The 15,409-nt window shown below is 61.8% G+C and carries 16 protein-coding genes; 7 read left to right on the forward strand and 9 right to left on the reverse strand.

Going from position 1 to position 15,409, the window contains the following annotated elements; genetic code table 11:
• Positions 1-75 precede the first annotated feature (75 nt).
• Positions 76-858, reverse strand: coding sequence for a peptidoglycan-binding protein (locus X739_RS149300; RefSeq protein WP_023794930.1), 783 nt, complete (start codon positions 856-858; stop codon positions 76-78).
• Entirely contained in the window at positions 833-2,584 is a 1,752-nt protein-coding gene (locus tag X739_RS149295; protein ID WP_031247806.1) for a HAMP domain-containing sensor histidine kinase, read from the reverse strand. The genes X739_RS149300 and X739_RS149295 overlap by 26 nt, the downstream gene beginning before the upstream one ends.
• A gap of 533 nt (positions 2,585-3,117) precedes the next feature.
• On the opposite strand from X739_RS149295, the gene X739_RS149290 reads away from it, so the two are divergent.
• Both X739_RS149290 and X739_RS149285 read left to right on the forward strand, forming a co-directional pair.
• The gene (locus X739_RS149290) at positions 3,118-3,465 is read left to right on the forward strand and encodes a DUF5330 domain-containing protein (RefSeq protein WP_023771560.1); all 348 of its coding nucleotides are present in this window, start codon (positions 3,118-3,120) and stop codon (positions 3,463-3,465) included.
• Positions 3,466-3,565: 100 nt separating this feature from the next.
• Positions 3,566-3,994, forward strand: a complete 429-nt coding sequence (locus X739_RS149285) for a SufE family protein (protein WP_023771559.1) — start codon at positions 3,566-3,568, stop codon at positions 3,992-3,994.
• Between the two features lie 87 nt (positions 3,995-4,081).
• Here the strand turns inward: X739_RS149285 and X739_RS149280 are convergent, their stop codons facing one another.
• Both X739_RS149280 and X739_RS149275 read right to left on the reverse strand, forming a co-directional pair.
• On the reverse strand, positions 4,082-4,510 hold the full coding sequence (locus tag X739_RS149280) for a MucR family transcriptional regulator (RefSeq protein WP_023771558.1): 429 nt from the start codon (positions 4,508-4,510) through the stop codon (positions 4,082-4,084).
• Positions 4,511-4,959: 449 nt separating this feature from the next.
• On the reverse strand, positions 4,960-5,328 hold the full coding sequence (locus X739_RS149275) for a hypothetical protein (protein ID WP_023771557.1): 369 nt from the start codon (positions 5,326-5,328) through the stop codon (positions 4,960-4,962).
• A 114-nt stretch (positions 5,329-5,442) separates the two neighbouring features.
• On the opposite strand from X739_RS149275, the gene X739_RS149270 reads away from it, so the two are divergent.
• The 3 genes from X739_RS149270 to X739_RS149260 all read left to right on the forward strand — a co-directional run bounded on the left by X739_RS149270 (position 5,443) and on the right by X739_RS149260 (position 8,728).
• Entirely contained in the window at positions 5,443-7,542 is a 2,100-nt protein-coding gene (locus X739_RS149270) for a S9 family peptidase (protein ID WP_023771556.1), read from the forward strand.
• 19 nt (positions 7,543-7,561) lie between these two features.
• Entirely contained in the window at positions 7,562-8,188 is a 627-nt protein-coding gene (locus tag X739_RS149265) for a LysE family translocator (RefSeq protein WP_023771555.1), read from the forward strand.
• 138 nt (positions 8,189-8,326) lie between these two features.
• Positions 8,327-8,728 carry an SET domain-containing protein-lysine N-methyltransferase gene (locus X739_RS149260; protein WP_023771554.1) on the forward strand — a complete coding sequence of 134 codons (402 nt, stop codon included), beginning with the start codon at positions 8,327-8,329 and terminating at the stop codon, positions 8,726-8,728.
• On the opposite strand, the gene X739_RS149255 is transcribed toward X739_RS149260, so the two are convergent.
• From X739_RS149255 to X739_RS149240, 4 genes are all read right to left on the reverse strand, one after another.
• Complete coding sequence (locus tag X739_RS149255; protein WP_023771553.1) at positions 8,725-9,675, reverse strand: cytochrome c; 951 nt, start codon at positions 9,673-9,675, stop codon at positions 8,725-8,727. The two genes, X739_RS149260 and X739_RS149255, sit on opposite strands and share 4 nt — an antisense overlap.
• A gap of 9 nt (positions 9,676-9,684) precedes the next feature.
• Positions 9,685-10,122 (reverse strand): cytochrome c, encoded by a 438-nt coding sequence (locus X739_RS149250; RefSeq protein ID WP_023771552.1) that lies wholly within the window; start codon positions 10,120-10,122, stop codon positions 9,685-9,687.
• A 155-nt stretch (positions 10,123-10,277) separates the two neighbouring features.
• The gene (locus X739_RS149245) at positions 10,278-10,880 is read right to left on the reverse strand and encodes a superoxide dismutase (RefSeq protein ID WP_023771551.1); all 603 of its coding nucleotides are present in this window, start codon (positions 10,878-10,880) and stop codon (positions 10,278-10,280) included.
• Between the two features lie 172 nt (positions 10,881-11,052).
• Positions 11,053-11,931, reverse strand: a complete 879-nt coding sequence (locus tag X739_RS149240; RefSeq protein WP_023771550.1) for a branched-chain amino acid aminotransferase — start codon at positions 11,929-11,931, stop codon at positions 11,053-11,055.
• Between the two features lie 155 nt (positions 11,932-12,086).
• Here X739_RS149240 and X739_RS149235 point away from each other — a divergent pair, with 155 nt between their 5' ends.
• Together X739_RS149235 and X739_RS149230 are read left to right on the forward strand one after the other, a co-directional pair.
• Positions 12,087-12,749, forward strand: coding sequence for a haloacid dehalogenase type II (locus X739_RS149235; protein WP_023771549.1), 663 nt, complete (start codon positions 12,087-12,089; stop codon positions 12,747-12,749).
• 171 nt (positions 12,750-12,920) lie between these two features.
• Positions 12,921-13,745 (forward strand): L,D-transpeptidase, encoded by an 825-nt coding sequence (locus X739_RS149230; RefSeq protein WP_023771548.1) that lies wholly within the window; start codon positions 12,921-12,923, stop codon positions 13,743-13,745.
• A 35-nt stretch (positions 13,746-13,780) separates the two neighbouring features.
• Here X739_RS149230 and X739_RS149225 read toward each other — a convergent pair whose 3' ends face one another.
• Positions 13,781-15,328, reverse strand: a complete 1,548-nt coding sequence (locus tag X739_RS149225) for a helicase HerA-like C-terminal domain-containing protein (RefSeq protein ID WP_023771547.1) — start codon at positions 15,326-15,328, stop codon at positions 13,781-13,783.
• Between the last annotated feature and the right edge of the window lie 81 nt (positions 15,329-15,409).

The raw sequence follows: 15,409 nt of genomic DNA on the forward strand, positions 1-15,409 counted from the left end.
CGTCAGTTGGTGAGGCCGATCTCGCGCATCTTGACATAGACGATCTCGTCGGGCTCGCCGGTCTNTTTTCGGCCGTCAGTTGGTGAGGCCGATCTCGCGCATCTTGACATAGACGATCTCGTCGGGCTCGCCGGTCTGCGGCAAGCCGAACAGCGACTGGAACTCCTTGATCGCCGCCTTGGTGCGTGCGCCGACGACGCCATCCAGTTGCATGTCGTCATTGCCGAAGGCCTTCAGCCCGGCCTGGATCTTGACGATGCGGGGGTCAGGCCCCTGCAAAGCGGCATTCGCCTGTGCCTCGTTGGTCTGCAGGGACACGGGAACGGCGGCTGGCGGCATGTCAGGACGGGGTTGCGGTTTCGGCACGGCAGCCGTCTTCGGCGTTGCACCCAGTTGATCCAGGAGCAGCGCGTCGATCTCGCCCGATGCGTTCAGTCCGACCTTCTGTTGATAGGCCTGTATGGCCTTGCGCGTGTTCGGGCCGGAGATGCCGTCGACGGTGCCGGAGTAGAAATCAAGGTCCTTCAATATGCCTTGCACCTGCTCGACCACCGGGTCGCCCTTTATCGGGGCGGGCGCGGCATTGGACCTCACGATGTTGATTGTCGTCTCGGGCTCGTCCGCGCCAGCGTGCGGAAAGCCCTGGAAATTGCGTGTGGCGAAAAACGCCCCGGCGTGCGGGAAAGGCTGATACCATAGCGCATTCGCCGAGACGTAGAACAGCGTCACCAGGAATGCGGTCGATCCTCCCACCAGGACAGGATTGCGCGAAATCATGCCGCCGACGGCGATGGCGCCGTCTTGAAAGGCATTGCCGCGGCGTTTGACCGCCTTAGCCTGTTTTGCGGAGCGAGCCATTTCCGTCCCCTTTCGCTCTCGTCACCGGCATTGTCAGCACTCCGGTCGGGTTGGCGGGGCGCCCCTTCGGCCCGCCGACCGGCAGGCTAATGGTCACCGTGGTGCCCTCGCCCGGCATGCTTTCGATCGACATGGTCCCTTCATGCAAGGCCACCAGCCCCTTCACCAGGGAAAGGCCAAGACCCGTGCCCTCGAAACGGCGGGTATAATCGTTCTGGATCTGCGTGAAGGGTTTGCCGAGATTGGCGAAATCCTCCTCGGCAATGCCGATACCGGTGTCCCTCACCCAGAAATGCAGACGTGAGCCGATCCGCTTGGCGCCGACGACGACATCGCCACCGTCAGGGGTGAACTTGATCGCGTTGGAAACGAGGTTGATGAGCATCTGCTGTACGGCACGGCGATCGGCATTGATATCGCCGGCGTCAGGGGCGATCTGCGTCTGCAGGTCGATATTCTTGGCCTGAGCCTGCAGCCGCATCATCGACTGGCACATGTCCACGGCTTCCACGAAACGGAACGGCTCCGGCTCGGTGGCGTAGACGCCCGATTCGATCCTCGATACGTCGAGTATGGATGTCACGACTGCCAGCAGATGCTGGCCCGAATCCCGCACCAGACCGACATATTCCTTCTGGCGCGGATCCTTGAAGGCGCCGAACATCTCGTGCAGCAGCATGTCGGAGAAGCCGATGATGGCGTTCAACGGCGTGCGCAGTTCATGGCTCACGACTGCCAGGAACCGGCCCTTGGCCACTTCGGCGGCGGCCGCCGTCTCATTGGCTTGCGCCAGTTCTTCGCGCAGTCGCGCCATCTCGTCATTCTGGCGCAGGACAAGCGTGAAGACGTCGCCTTGTTTCTCGCCACGCACCAGTTCGAGCGCGAATTGCTGGTAATTGTCGGCCACAAAGCCGTTTCCGTTGTGGGCGCCGTTGCCACTCTGGGGCAGCCTGATGCGCAATTCGAGGCGGCGCGACCGTGCACCGTCACGCATGTCGGCCAGGGCGCTGAGATAGGAGACACGGTCCGACAGGTGGACCCGGTCGAAGAGGCCCGTTCCAGATAACAGCTCAGGCGGCAATTTCAGAAGCGTACGCGACTTGGCGGATGCAGCCACGACTTCGCCGTGGCGGGCGACCCGCAAGACCACCGCGTCGATGATGTCTTCCAGTCGGTCACCCGAATGGAGCGTATCGGCCGCGCCGGAAGTGCCGCGAAAGGCCGATGCGCGCGGGATGAGGGCCAGCGCCCAGGCCAATGGCACCAGCCAGTGCCAGGCGGCGATGTGCGCGTCCGCGAATGGAAGGAAGGCAGCCGACAACGACGGAAGGGCGATGGCGATGACGGCTGTTGCGCCCCCCCATAATGCCGAACGCCGTGACGCGCCGATCCACCAGGCTTCGAATGGCAGCGCCAGGGCAAGCATGGCGACAGGTGAACTCAATCCGCCGGCGGCACCGATGAGACCGGCAAGGGCAATCGCCGCCATCGCCAGGGCGACCGGCCCCGCGGCAGCCATCTTGCCGGTCGCGGCTACCAGCAGGGCGACGAACCAGCACAGGCCGAAGGCCGCGAAAATGGCGGCCATGGTAACCGCGGCGCCCATCCCCGATGTAACCAGCGTGACCGCGGCACCCGCGGCAAAGAACGGCGCGGCCAGCATCACCCCGATGAAACGGCGCTGGCGCTCGCGGTCGCTCCGTTCGAGAACGCTGGGATGAACCATGCGCTCACAACCGGCCGCCATTGCACCAGGCAATTCAGCGTATCTGGCCTCGATCGGCATCAATTCAACGCACTCGCACTCGTCGTGAACAGCTCTGCTTTTGCAGATTGTCTTGATTGGCTTTGAAACTCGCATCCAGCGTTTAAGGAATGGATAAGGCAGGGCCGACCAAGGCCCGCCCTGCGGCAAATATCGGGATGGCGGCGGCCGAAAACCCGGTCAAATGCAGCCATAGTAAACGGAGGGTTATCCCGGCAGGCCTGTCATGGGACCGCCGGCCAAGTCACCGAAGCCGCTTTGTTTCATCAAAGACACAATTCATTCAACGGGATAGATGGTTATCGAATGGTGAGGAGAATCGTCCCGATATGAAACAAATCCGCAGCAAAACGTTTCGTTTCGAATTTGCCTAAAATTTGAGGAAAATTCTCGGCGATCATGCAAGCCGTCCTTCGTGCCTCTGTGCCAACATCCTGCCCATAAAAGAGGTCATGCCATATGATGCATGATCCGGTCACGACGAGAGGCAAGGCATGTTCTTCCTGATAAGAATGGCTTTCTGGTTTTCACTGGTGTTGCTGGCGCTGCCGCTGGGTGTCGGGTCCGATGAAACGGGCCAGGAAAGCGTCGGGCCGATCCAGGCTCTGTTCGCGGCGCGAGACGCAGTCGGCGACATCGCCGGTATCTGCGAACGCAAGCCCGATGTCTGCGAGACGGGTAAGTCGGCGATGCACACCATCACCGCACGCGCCAAGGAAACCGCCAAGATCGCGGCTGCCATGCTGGACGACAAATCCGCCGGTCCCGACACCTCGACAATGACGGGCAGCGTACCGGAAGTGGTCCTGCCTGAAACGGTCAACCTGCGGATAGACAATTAAGCCGTCTCGACGGCGCACCGCGGGCAGTCTGCCCTCTCGACGCCCGCGGTGTCCTTGTTTTTTCCGTGACGTGGCGCCGCCGCGTGACTATATCCGGGTCATGACGACCACGATCCAGACCATCCGCGACGACTTCTCGTTCCTTGACGAATGGGAGGATCGTTATCGTTACGTCATCGAACTCGGCGAAGCGCTGCCGCCCTTTCCCAATGCGGAGCGCAACGCCGCTAACAAGGTGCCAGGTTGCGTCAGCCAGGTCTGGTTGACCACCGAACGGGGTCCGGGCCCCGACCCCGTCATCACCTTTACCGGCGATTCGGACGCCCATATCGTGCGCGGACTGGTTGCGATCATGCTGGCGCTGTTTTCCGGAAAGACGGCCAGCGAAATCCAGAAAACCGATGCGGAAGCGACGCTGAAGGCACTCGGCCTCGACGAGCACCTGTCGCCCCAGCGTGCCAACGGCCTTCGCTCGATGGTCAAGCGCATCAAACGCGATGCCGAGATGGCGCTCGCCCAGACTGCCTGACCGACCGGTCGATCTTCCACCCACCCCCTGAAATCAAACGGCGCCCGAAGGCGCCGTTTGATTTCAATCCAATCTGGCAAGTAGCGACTACCGCGCCGCCTTGCGCTTGCGGCCGAGACCCATCTTCTTGGCAAGCTGCGAGCGGGCCGCCGCGTAGTTCGGGGCAACCATCGGATAGCTTGGGTCCAGGTTCCACTTTTCACGATACTGATCGGGCGTCAGATCGTAGTGGGTCATCAGGTGACGCTTGAGCGACTTGAACTTCTTGCCGTCTTCAAGACAGACAATGTAATCGTCATGAACCGAACGCTTCGGGTTGACAGCCGGCTTCTGCTTGTCCGCAGGCGCCTGTTCGACGATTCCGCCCACACGCCCGAGGGCGGCATGGACATCGGATATCAGGTTCGGCAGTTCGCCGACCGGCACGGGATTATTGCTGACATAGGCTGCCACCACATCGGCGGTGAGCTCGATCAGCGCGTCATTGTTTCTGGAAGGTGTTTCGACAATATCCATGGTCTTCAGGCCCCAACAAGAGTTACGTCGGTCTGTGCCCCTTTTTACAGGCAGGGCATCGCACGAATTTGCGCACATAGAGCTGCTGCGATTCGTGTCACGGGGACATCAATGCGGCCGCAGGTCAAGTAAGTCAATTCGCTGTGTGCATTATATTTGTGAATGTTGGTCAACTATTACGCGATCAGCTTCAATCTTTCGTGCATCATGTAATTTTTCGATATTTCGCCCGCCAAACCGACAAAGCCTGACGTAACGTCAGCCCACCATTACATTCGGGATAACTCACAAATCAGGTTTCAATGCTCTCGTTTGCTTTGCCGTCGCTTCGGCAAACTTGGTTGTTCTCATCTGTCCTCAAAACCACAGGTTGCCGCTCATCTCTGTCGGGCGGGCAACTAGGCGACATGCCCGCCGGCCGAACCCGTCGGGGCCAAAATCGGTGGTGTTCAATACGGGATAATGTATCTGCCATAGGCCCAGCCGGTCACGAAGGTGCCGTTCTTGGCCGGCTCATGCCAGATTTCGCACCAGCGATAGCGAACCGTCTGCTGCTGTTTCCATGCCGGTTGATTGGCGATATCGAGCAGGTTTACGCCGCCGGTGCATCGCCCGGTCATCTGCAGGACGGTCCCGTTCGGATAGGCGGCCTGCTTCTGGGATGTTCCCGACGGATATTTGCGCACATTCAGCGTGTCGCCGAACGGCACATTGGCCACTTGCCAAGCCGAAAATACGGTCGCATGAGACTGGCCGGCAAAGGCCAGACCTAGCGAAGCGACGGCGAAAACCGCAGCAATACGAGACCGAATGCTCATCTTCTCTCCTCCCGGCCGTCACATGGGCCGACACCACCTCTACGCCACGGCTCTTGAACCTGCCCTGATCGGCGTGTTCATTCGTCATTCAAGATATTTCCAGAGCGAGACGCAATGACCAGGACTTCCCGATTTCCAATCGCCAGCGCCCCTGCCCCCGAGAAAAGGCCCGTCTCGGACACGCATCACGGCATCACGCGAACCGATGAATATGCTTGGCTGCGAGCAGATAACTGGCAAGAAATGTTCAGGGATCCTTCCTTGCTCGATCCTCGGATCCGCGCCGAACTCGAAGCCGAGAATACCTATCAGTCGACGCTGATGGCCGACACGTCAGATCTGCAAAAGCAGCTTTTCAAGGAAATGAAGGGCCGCATCAAGGAAGATGATTCTTCCGTTCCCATGAAGGACGGGCCTTATGCCTACGGCTCTTCCTTCAAGCTCGGCGGCGAGCAGCCGCGCTATTTCCGAACGCCGCGCGGCGGCGGACCCGAGCAGATCCTGCTTGACGGCGACGCCGAGGCCGAGGGCAAGGCCTATTTCCGGCTTGGCGGCGTCGATCATTCGGCCGATCATAGCAAGCTCCTGTGGGCCTTCGACGACAAGGGTTCGGAATTCTACACGCTGCGTGTGCGCGACCTTGCCGACGGCAAGGAACTGGCGGACCAGATAAAGGCCACCGGCGGTTCGGGGGTCTGGGACGCGGGCAATGACGGGTTCTTCTACACGCGTCTCGACCCCAACCACCGGCCGTCGAAGGTGCTGTTCCACGCACTGGGGCAGACCCCTGAAAACGACCGGCTGATCTATGAGGAAACCGACCCCGGCTTCTTCATGAACGTCGACGGGACCCGCAACAATCAATGGATCATGATCGGCATCAACGATCACGAGACTTCGGAATACCGCCTGTTGAGCGCCAGCGATCCATTTGCCGAGCCGAAGCTGGTTTCGGCGCGCGAGACCGGCCTTCAATATGAACTTGAGGAAGGCGGCGACATTTTCTTCGTGCTGACGAACGCGGACGGTGCCAAGGACTTCAAGATCATGACGGCGCCGGCGAGCGACCCGGTCCGCGCCAACTGGCAGGAACTGGTGCCGCATGAACCGGGCCGGCTGATCCTGTCGGTGATCGGCTTCAAGGACCACATGGTCCGGCTCGAGCGCAAGGAAGGCCTGCCACGCATCGTCGTGCGGGATCGGGCCAGCGGCGAAGAGCATCTGATTTCCTTCGATGAGGAAGCCTTCTCGCTCGGCCTTTCAGGGTCGCTGGAATACGACACCGAGATGATGCGTTTTTCCTACTCGTCGATGACGACACCGTCGCAGATGTTCGACTACAACATGCGCACTCGTGAGCGTGTGCTGCTCAAGACCCAGGAAGTGCCGTCCGGCCACGACCCGCATCTCTACGTCACGAGGCGGCTGATGGCGCCAGCGGCCGACGGCGAACTGGTGCCGATCTCGCTTCTGCATCACCGCGACACGCCGCTGGATGGCTCCGCGCCATGCCTGCTCTACGGTTACGGCTCCTACGGTATCACCGTGCCGGCGGCCTTCAACACCAACTGGTTCTCGCTGGTGGACCGCGGGTTCGTCTTTGCCATTGCCCACGTGCGCGGCGGCAAGGACAAGGGATATGGCTGGTACGACGACGGCAAGCGGGCGCGCAAGATGAACACCTTCACCGATTTCATCGCCTGCGCTCGTCACCTCGTTGCCGAGCGCTATACCGTGCATGACCGGATCGTCGCGCAAGGCGGCTCGGCCGGCGGTATGCTGATGGGCGCCATCGCCAACATGGCGCCGGATTGCTTCGGCGGCATCGTAGCCGAGGTTCCCTTCGTCGATGTACTCACCACCATGCTCGACGCAACCCTGCCGCTGACCCCGCCGGAATGGCCGGAATGGGGCAATCCAATCGCGTCGGCCGACGATTACCTTACGATCGCCGCCTATTCGCCATACGACAATGTCGCCGCGCTCGACTATCCCCCGATCCTGGCGCTCGCCGGTCTCACCGATCCGCGCGTCACCTATTGGGAGCCGGCCAAATGGGTTGTGCGGCTGCGCGACCGCAAGATCGGCGACAATCCGGTACTGTTCAAGATCAACATGGATTCCGGCCATGCCGGTGCCTCCGGCCGGTTTTCACGCCTGGAGGAGATCGCCTATACTTATGCCTTCACGCTGAAGGTTACGGACAAGGCATAGCTCACGGAGGAACGCCGCGATGATCGATCTGTCCACAGCGATAGCCTACATGGCGGTTGTGTTCGGCTTTGTCTTCATTCCGGGCCCGGCCACGCTGTTGACGATCGCCCGCGCAACGAGTTCGGGGACGAGGGTCGGGATAGCCACCGGCGGTGGGATCGCGGCCGGCGATGTGTTTCATACCGTCATGGCGATGGTCGGGATCTCGGCGATCATCGCCACATCGGCGACGCTGTTCAGCATCGTAGAGTATATCGGCGCGGCCTACCTCGTTTACCTCGGCATTCGGGCCATCATCGAGAAAGTGCCAACCGATCCGACCGCCGGCGCGCTTGCAACCTCCGCCGGCAAGGCGTTTCGACAGGCTGTCCTGACCGAGGTGCTCAACCCCAAGACCGCGCTTTTCTTCCTGGCGTTCCTGCCTCAGTTCGTGCGGCCCGAAAACGGATCAGTGATGGTTCAATTGGCCGTATTTGGGATCATCTTCGTCATGCTGGGGCTTTTCAGCACGGTCGTGTTTGCCGTGAGCGCAGGGCGGCTCGGCGGTTTCCTGCGCCGAAATCCGACAGTGCTGAAATGGCAAGGCAAGGTTGTCGGCGGCATCTACTGCGCCCTGGGTGTCCGCCTCGCCTTGCAACAGCGCTGAGGTCAGGCGACCCACGTCGGCATGATCATCATTTTTGAATTCCGCGCGGCTCATTTCCGCTCGCAATTGCGACGGTCGCGCGCTACCCAAAGCACGATTTTCCCGGGCACGACGCCCGCACTTGCACAAGGGTCCACTATGCTGCTCGTCGACGTCTATCTCGACAAATCGCCGATCCAGGGCATCGGTGTGTTTGCCAAGAACCATATTGCCAAGGGCACGCTGGTGTGGAAGCTCGACCCCCGGTTCGATCGGATCATCGACGTCGAGACCTATGAGGGCGAAACCGGGCCGGTGAAGAACTATCTCGACCGCTATTCCTACCCCGACCGTCGCGATCCGGCCTATATCGTCTTCGAAGCCGACGACGCCCGCTACATGAACCATGACGATGAGCCGAATTGCGATGTCTCGTCGCCCGAGGAGACCTACGCCTTGCGCGACATCGCGCCTGGCGAGGAGATGACCTGCAACTACAACCTTTTCTTCGAAACGGGCTTCGATTTCCTCGGCGATCGCCACCTGCAGTCCGAGGATTAGTTCGTACTTTTCTTGCGCGCCGGATAGCCGTTGGGATGCGGCGGCACCGCCTTGAGATAGGCAGCAATCGCCGCACGGTCCTCCGCCGTCAGCTCGGCCATGTTGCGCTGAACGTCCACCATGGCGCCGCCGACGGAATCGAAATCCGGCGTGAATCCGGTTTCGAGGTAATTTGCGATGTCGGACGCGGACCAGCTGCCGATACCTCCCTCGCCCGAAGTGATGTTCGGCACGACGCCCGAGCCCTCGGCGGCCACCGCACCGGCCAGCCATTCGCTTTTCCTGGTGCCGCCAGCCAAGTCGCGCGGCGTATGGCATTCGCCGCAATGACCCGGCCCTTCGACCAGGTAGCGGCCTGACATCACAGGGTCTGACGGGCCATCAGGCAGGGGCACGACAGGCTTGTCACTGAGATACAGCCGCTTCCACAGACCAATGCCGCGCCGGATGCTGAACGGGAACGCCAGCGAATTGCCTGGCGCCTTGCCGGCGACGGCGGGAAGCGTCTTCAAGAAAGCATAGAGGTCGGCGACATCTGACGGTTTCATGCGAGCATAGGAGGCATAGGGGAATGCCGGATAGAAATGCTCGCCCGAAGGCGACACACCTTTCAGCAGGGCGTTAGCGAGATTCCCGACCGACCATGCGCCGATGCCGTCCTTGGGATCTTGCGAAATATTGGGCGGAACAAAGGTGCCGAATGGCGTCTTGAGTTCAAGCCCGCCTACGAGCTGAAGGCGTGCGTCGCCCTGCGACCCGGGCTTGGCATGGCAGGAGGTGCAGCCGCCGGCATAGAAGATACGCTTGCCCCGGGCAACATCGCCTGGGCCGAGTTGCGCCAGGGTCGCCGCATCAAGCGTGACCGGTGCCGACAGCAGCCACCCCGCCGACGCGCCGGCGACGCCCAGGACGAGGGCCGCGCCGACGAGTTTCTTCAGCCATGCCATGGCTGGCGATCAGCCCTTTTTGACCCTGTAGCCCTGGTGGCAGGTACCACAGTCCGAGCCGATGGTGCCGATCTGCGTCTTCAGTGCATCGACGTCGGCCGGAGCCGCCGCGACCGCAGCCTTGACATCGGCGAGATACTTATCCTCGGCCGCCTTGAAGCCAGCCATGTCTTCCCAGATTTTTGGCGACGCCGTGGTGTCGCCGCTGTCGGTGCCCTTCGGGAACAAGGCCTCTACATCGAACTTCTCGGCATTTGCCTGCAGTGCCTGCAACTGGGTCAGCACCGCGGCGGCGTCAAAGGGCTCCTCGCCCTTGACCACTTTCGACAGGCCGCCGACGATCTTTCCGCGTTCCTTCATCAGAGCCTGCCGGTCGAGGATCGGATCGGCAAAGGCCGCCGATGCGGCGAGTGCGAGCATGGAGATGGCGATGACAAGCTTTCTCATTCATTTGGCTCCGTGGTGAGGCATTTCAGGACACGACGTTAACGGATGCGGAGGTGGAATATTCCCATTCTCCCGCATGAAATTGCACGACCCTTGCCGTGGGGTTCGAAACGAAAAGAAAAGGCCCGGGGGTGCCGGGCCTTTCGGAAGACTGATCAGGCATTCGCCTTTTCGTAGAGTTCGAGCACGTGATCCCAGTTGATAAGGCTATCTACGAAGGCCTCGAGGTATTTCGGCCGGGCGTTGCGATAATCGATGTAGTAGGAGTGCTCCCAGACGTCGACGCCGAGGATCGGCGATGCGCCATGAACCAGCGGGTTCTCGCCGTTCGGTGTCTTCGAGATCGCCAGCTTTCCGTCCTTGACCGAAACCCAGGCCCAGCCCGAACCGAACTGCGTGGTGCCGGCGGCAATGAAATCAGCCTTGAACTTGTCGTAGCCGCCGAGATCGCTCTCGAAAGCCTTCTGCAGCGCGCCAGGGAGCTTGTTGCCGCCGCCGCCCTTCTTCATCCATTTCCAGAAATGGATGTGATTGTAGTGCTGGGCGGCGTTGTTGAAGAGACCGGCATTCTTGCCGAACGATTGCTTCACCACCTCTTCGACCGAAAGATCCCCAAGGCCGGCTTCGGCGGCGAGCTTGTTGCCGTTGTCGACATAGGCCTTGTGATGCTTGTCGTGGTGATACTCCAGCGTCTCTTTGGACATATAGGGCTGCAGGGCCTCGTAGTCGTAGGGCAGAGCGGGCAATTCGAAAGCCATGGGTAGTACTCCCTCGTGGAAAATCCGGTGTGGATACCGGAGTAAGATAGGTCGGGATTGAGCTGGAGCAACTCCGGAAGTGAAGCGCCGGTTCCCTTTCTAAGCGGGTTCCCCGGAACTGTCACACGCTTTTCCTGCGACCAGCCGCGCGGCGACAAAAAGGCCGGCTATCTCAGCCAGCCGAGGTCGAATGCGCCCACTCCCAATAGAGTTCACGTGCTTTCTTGGCCACCGGGCCGGGTTGCAGATCGCGGCTCTCCATGCGGGTGACCGGCACCACCTTGGAGTGGTTGCCGGTCGAGAAGATTTCGTCCGCTTCGAGGAAATCCCGCACCGACAGCGTCTTTTCAGTCGTCGTGAACCCATAGTCGCCGAGCAGCGTCATCGTGCGCGCGCGGGTAATGCCGGACAGGAAGGTTCCGTTCGGCGCCGGCGTCAGCACATGGCCGTCCTTGACCAGGAAGATGTTCGAGCTTCCCGTCTCCGCGACATTGCCCAGCATGTCGAGCACAAGCGCGTTGTCGAAGCCGCGCGCCTTGGCCTCTAGGATGGCGCGACCGTTGTTGGGATAGAGGCAGCCGGCCTTGGCGTTGGTCGGCATGGTTTCGATGGTCGGGCGCCGGAATGGCGACACGGTCACCGAAAAGCCGGTCGGCGAGATCATCGGCGATTCATAAAGGCAAAGGCAGAAACGGGTCGAGGCGGGATCGGCCGGCACGCCCATGTAGCCGCCATGCTCGGCCCAGTACATCGGCCTGATGTAGACCGCCGTCTTGCCATCGAATCTCTTCAACCCGTCCCAGGTCAGCCCGACGATCTGCTCGGGCGTCATGTTCGGCGCCAGCCCAAGCGCGATCGCCGAGGCATTGACGCGTGCGGCATGAAGTTCGAGATCGGGCGCCACGCCTTCGAACCAGCGCGCCCCGTCGAACACGCTGGTGCCGAGCCACATGGCATGGCTGCGCGGCCCGAGAATGGCGACATTGCCTTCGTTCCAATCGCCATCGACGAAAGTCCATGTCGCGGATTGCGCCGCCGCCGCCAGTGTCATCGCGTTTTCCCGTTCCGGTCAATCTTGTGTGACAACATTGGATGATGCTTTGACCGCCGCCGTCAACCAGCATTGGGGAGTTTTGTTGAGGCCAGCGACGGGTGCGCTGCAATCAAGGCTTGCACCTTGTCCCGCCTCGCCTCAAAACTGTTGCCATGCAATACGCCGCCTACGTGTTCGATGCCTATGGCACGCTGTTCGACGTGCACGCCGCCGTGCGCCGCCATGCGGACGCGATCGGCCCGGACGGCCAACTCCTGTCCGAAATCTGGCGCGCCAAACAGCTCGAGTATTCCTGGGTTCGCACGCTGATGGGCGCCTATGTCGATTTCTGGCAGCTGACCGAACAGGCGCTGGACTTCGCCTTGCGCAAGGTTCCTTCGGCCGATCCGAGCCTCAAGGCGAAACTGCTGGAAGCCTATTGGCGACTGGACTGTTATCCCGAAGTGCCCGCCGTCCTGAAAGCGCTCAAGGCTTCGGGCGCCAGGCTGGCGATCCTCTCCAACGGTTCGCCCGAAATGCTGGAGGCAGCGGTCAAGTCGGCGGCACTCGACCAGGTCCTGGACGACATCTATTCGGTCGATGCGGTGCGTCGCTTCAAGACCGATCCTGTTGTCTACGACGTGGTCGCCACCGGATGGCGCCTCTACCCCGGCGCGGTCTCCTTCCAGTCCTCCAACCGCTGGGACATTGCGGGCGCCACCAAATTCGGCTTCCGCACGGTCTGGATCAACCGCTCCAACCAGCCGGAGGAATACCAGGACTTGCCACCGGCCCTGATCCTGCCATCGCTGGAGGCCCTCGTATCGGGCGCCTAGCTGGCCTGTGGCCCCAGCGCCACAGTGGCGGCGCAGTCACAGCTTCGCCTTTGTTTGTCCACGTTCGGGCCAGAATCGGAACCGCCTATCGCCTCAGGTGTTGTCAGGCACCCGCAGCGAACGTCGGCGTGTTGACGCTTTGTTGCTATTTGAGTCTTAAAGAAGGCAGCCATGTCCATAACCGAAATCGAATCCTATCGCCTGAGCCGTCGCGGCTTCCTCAACGCCGCAGCCCTGGGCGCCGCCTCGATCGCGGTTTCCGCATGCGCCACTACCGGACCGGGGCCAGCCGAGCCGCCGCCACCAACCTATGTCGAGCCTCCGCTCGCCGACTATGCGTCGATGTACGCGGCGGTCAACGATGGCGGCTTCGATCTGCCGGCCATCCCCGTCGACAGGATCGATCCGCAGTTCCTGCGCCAGATCGTCCCCGACCCGACCGGGCAGAAGCCGGGGACCATCGTCGTCGATACGACAGGCCACTTCCTCTATCTGGTTCGCCCGGGCGGCCAGGCCATTCGCTATGGGGTCGGCCTTGGTCGCGCCGGCTTCGAATGGTCGGGCGACGCCGTCGTCCAGTGGAAGCAGAAATGGCCGAAATGGACGCCGCCGGATGAGATGATCGCCCGCCAGCCGGAATTGAAGCAGTACAGCGCCGACAATGGCGGCATGCCTGGCGGCTTGAAGAACCCGCTCGGCGCACGTGCGCTCTATCTCTTCCAGGGCAATGTGGACACGCTCTATCGCCTGCACGGCTCGCCGGAATGGCGCTCGATCGGCAAATCGGTGTCGTCGGGCTGCGTGCGCCTGATGAACCAGGACATTATCGACCTTTATGACCGCGTGCCCTCGAAAACGCCGGTCATCGTGACCAGCGACGCTCGCCAGCCGATGGTGGCGACGGCCAACCACAAGGCGATCCCGATCGATGCCGGCGTGCCGGATGGATCGGTGCTGCTCGGCCCAGTCAAAGCGGTCACGAACGCGATCTTCTGAGTTTCAGGGGACAGCGGCGTTGCCGCTGCCCCGATCTACCGCCCCCGCGACAGGCTGCCCAATATTCCGCGCACAATGGCACGTCCGACCGACGAGCCGACCGAGCGAACCACCGACTTGATCGCCGCCTCGGCCACTGTCTGGCGATTGGAGGGGCGCGGCGCCGGCGCGCGCCGGCCACCGGACCGCGGCGCCGGATCGTCATTGCCGAAGCCTGGAATGGTCCAGCGCGAGCCGCCGGTGCCGGTCTGCTGCGCCTGCGCCTCGGCGTCCTGCGCCTGCTTGGCCTTCTTCTGCAGCATTTCGAAAGCCGATTCGCGGTCGATAACCTGGTCATACTGGCCGGTGACCGGGCTTTCCCCGATCAGCTTCTGCCGCTCGGCCGGGGTGATGGGTCCAAGCCGCGATGACGGCGGGCGGATCAGCGTGCGCTGGACCATGGACGGAATGCCCTTGGCCTCCAGGGTCGACACCAGCGCTTCGCCGGTGGCGAGTTGGGTGATGGCGGTGCCGCAGTCGAAATCGGGATTGGGCCGGAAAGTTTCGGCCGCCGTCCTCACCGCCTGCTGCTCGCGGGGCGTGTAGGCGCGTAACGCGTGCTGCACGCGGTTGCCGAGCTGGGCCAGGACCTTTTCGGGGATATCCAAGGGGTTCTGCGTCACGAAATAGACGCCGACGCCTTTCGAGCGGATCAGGCGGACCACCTGCTCGACCCGGTCGATCAGCACCTTCGGCGCCTCGTCGAACAAGAGGTGCGCCTCGTCGAAGAAGAACACCAGCTTCGGCTTGTCGGGGTCGCCAACCTCGGGCAGTTCCTCGAACAGCTCCGACATCAGCCAGAGCAAGAACGTCGCGTAGAGGCGCGGATTCATCATCAGCTTGTCGGCGGCCAGCACGCTGATGGCGCCGCGCCCGTCCCGGGTGGTGCGCATGATGTCGGCAATGCGCAAAGCCGGCTCGCCGAAAAAGTTCGCCGCGCCCTGCTGCTCAAGGACCAGAAGCGTGCGCTGAATCGCCCCCACCGACGGCTTGGTGACGTTGCCATAACGGGCGCTGATTTCTTCGGCTCGCTCCGCGATGTTGGCGAGCAGCGCCTGCAGGTCCTTGAGGTCGAGGAGAAGAAGGCCCTCTTCATCGGCAATGCGGAAGGCAATGTTCATGATGCCTTCTTGCGCGTCGGTCAGGTTCATCAGCCGCGACAGAAGCAGCGGTCCCATTTCCGAAATGGTCGCGCGGATGGGGTGGCCCTGCTCGCCGAACAGGTCCCAGAAGATGACGGGAAATTCCTGGAAGTCGTACGGGTCGAGCTTGACCTGTTCTGCCCGCTTGACCAGGAAATCCTGGGCGGTGCCCATCATGGCGATGCCGGAAAGGTCGCCCTTGATGTCGGCGCAGAAGACCGGCACGCCGGCGTTGGAAAATCCCTCCGCCAGGATCTGCAAGGTGACGGTCTTGCCGGTACCGGTGGCGCCGGTCACCAGGCCGTGGCGATTTCCGTATTGCAGCAGCAGGTTTTCGGCGCGCTGATAGCTGTCGTCGGGTTTGCGGCTGGCGCCGATGAAAATACTAATGTCGTCAGCCATAGGTCGGGTCTCCGCAAAACTGATGTGGTCCAAAGCCAGCCTTTGCCCGAAGGTATAGTGAGGCCGCCGCACAGCGACAAT

Origin of the sequence: Mesorhizobium sp. LNHC209A00 (assembly GCF_000502915.1) — a bacterium.
Lineage (GTDB): Bacteria > Pseudomonadota > Alphaproteobacteria > Rhizobiales > Rhizobiaceae > Mesorhizobium.

Coding starts and splice junctions, on each gene's coding strand:
- X739_RS149300 (WP_023794930.1), bottom strand. CDS start 858: ATGGCTCGCTCCGCAAAACAGGCTAAGGCGGTCAAACGCCGCGGCAAT.
- X739_RS149290 (WP_023771560.1), top strand. CDS start 3,118: ATGTTCTTCCTGATAAGAATGGCTTTCTGGTTTTCACTGGTGTTGCTG.
- X739_RS149280 (WP_023771558.1), bottom strand. CDS start 4,510: ATGGATATTGTCGAAACACCTTCCAGAAACAATGACGCGCTGATCGAG.
- X739_RS149250 (WP_023771552.1), bottom strand. CDS start 10,122: ATGAGAAAGCTTGTCATCGCCATCTCCATGCTCGCACTCGCCGCATCG.
- X739_RS149265 (WP_023771555.1), top strand. CDS start 7,562: ATGATCGATCTGTCCACAGCGATAGCCTACATGGCGGTTGTGTTCGGC.
- X739_RS149260 (WP_023771554.1), top strand. CDS start 8,327: ATGCTGCTCGTCGACGTCTATCTCGACAAATCGCCGATCCAGGGCATC.
- X739_RS149235 (WP_023771549.1), top strand. CDS start 12,087: ATGCAATACGCCGCCTACGTGTTCGATGCCTATGGCACGCTGTTCGAC.
- X739_RS149285 (WP_023771559.1), top strand. CDS start 3,566: ATGACGACCACGATCCAGACCATCCGCGACGACTTCTCGTTCCTTGAC.
- X739_RS149255 (WP_023771553.1), bottom strand. CDS start 9,675: ATGGCATGGCTGAAGAAACTCGTCGGCGCGGCCCTCGTCCTGGGCGTC.
- X739_RS149295 (WP_031247806.1), bottom strand. CDS start 2,584: ATGGTTCATCCCAGCGTTCTCGAACGGAGCGACCGCGAGCGCCAGCGC.
- X739_RS149245 (WP_023771551.1), bottom strand. CDS start 10,880: ATGGCTTTCGAATTGCCCGCTCTGCCCTACGACTACGAGGCCCTGCAG.
- X739_RS149275 (WP_023771557.1), bottom strand. CDS start 5,328: ATGAGCATTCGGTCTCGTATTGCTGCGGTTTTCGCCGTCGCTTCGCTA.
- X739_RS149270 (WP_023771556.1), top strand. CDS start 5,443: ATGACCAGGACTTCCCGATTTCCAATCGCCAGCGCCCCTGCCCCCGAG.
- X739_RS149240 (WP_023771550.1), bottom strand. CDS start 11,931: ATGACACTGGCGGCGGCGGCGCAATCCGCGACATGGACTTTCGTCGAT.
- X739_RS149230 (WP_023771548.1), top strand. CDS start 12,921: ATGTCCATAACCGAAATCGAATCCTATCGCCTGAGCCGTCGCGGCTTC.
- X739_RS149225 (WP_023771547.1), bottom strand. CDS start 15,328: ATGGCTGACGACATTAGTATTTTCATCGGCGCCAGCCGCAAACCCGAC.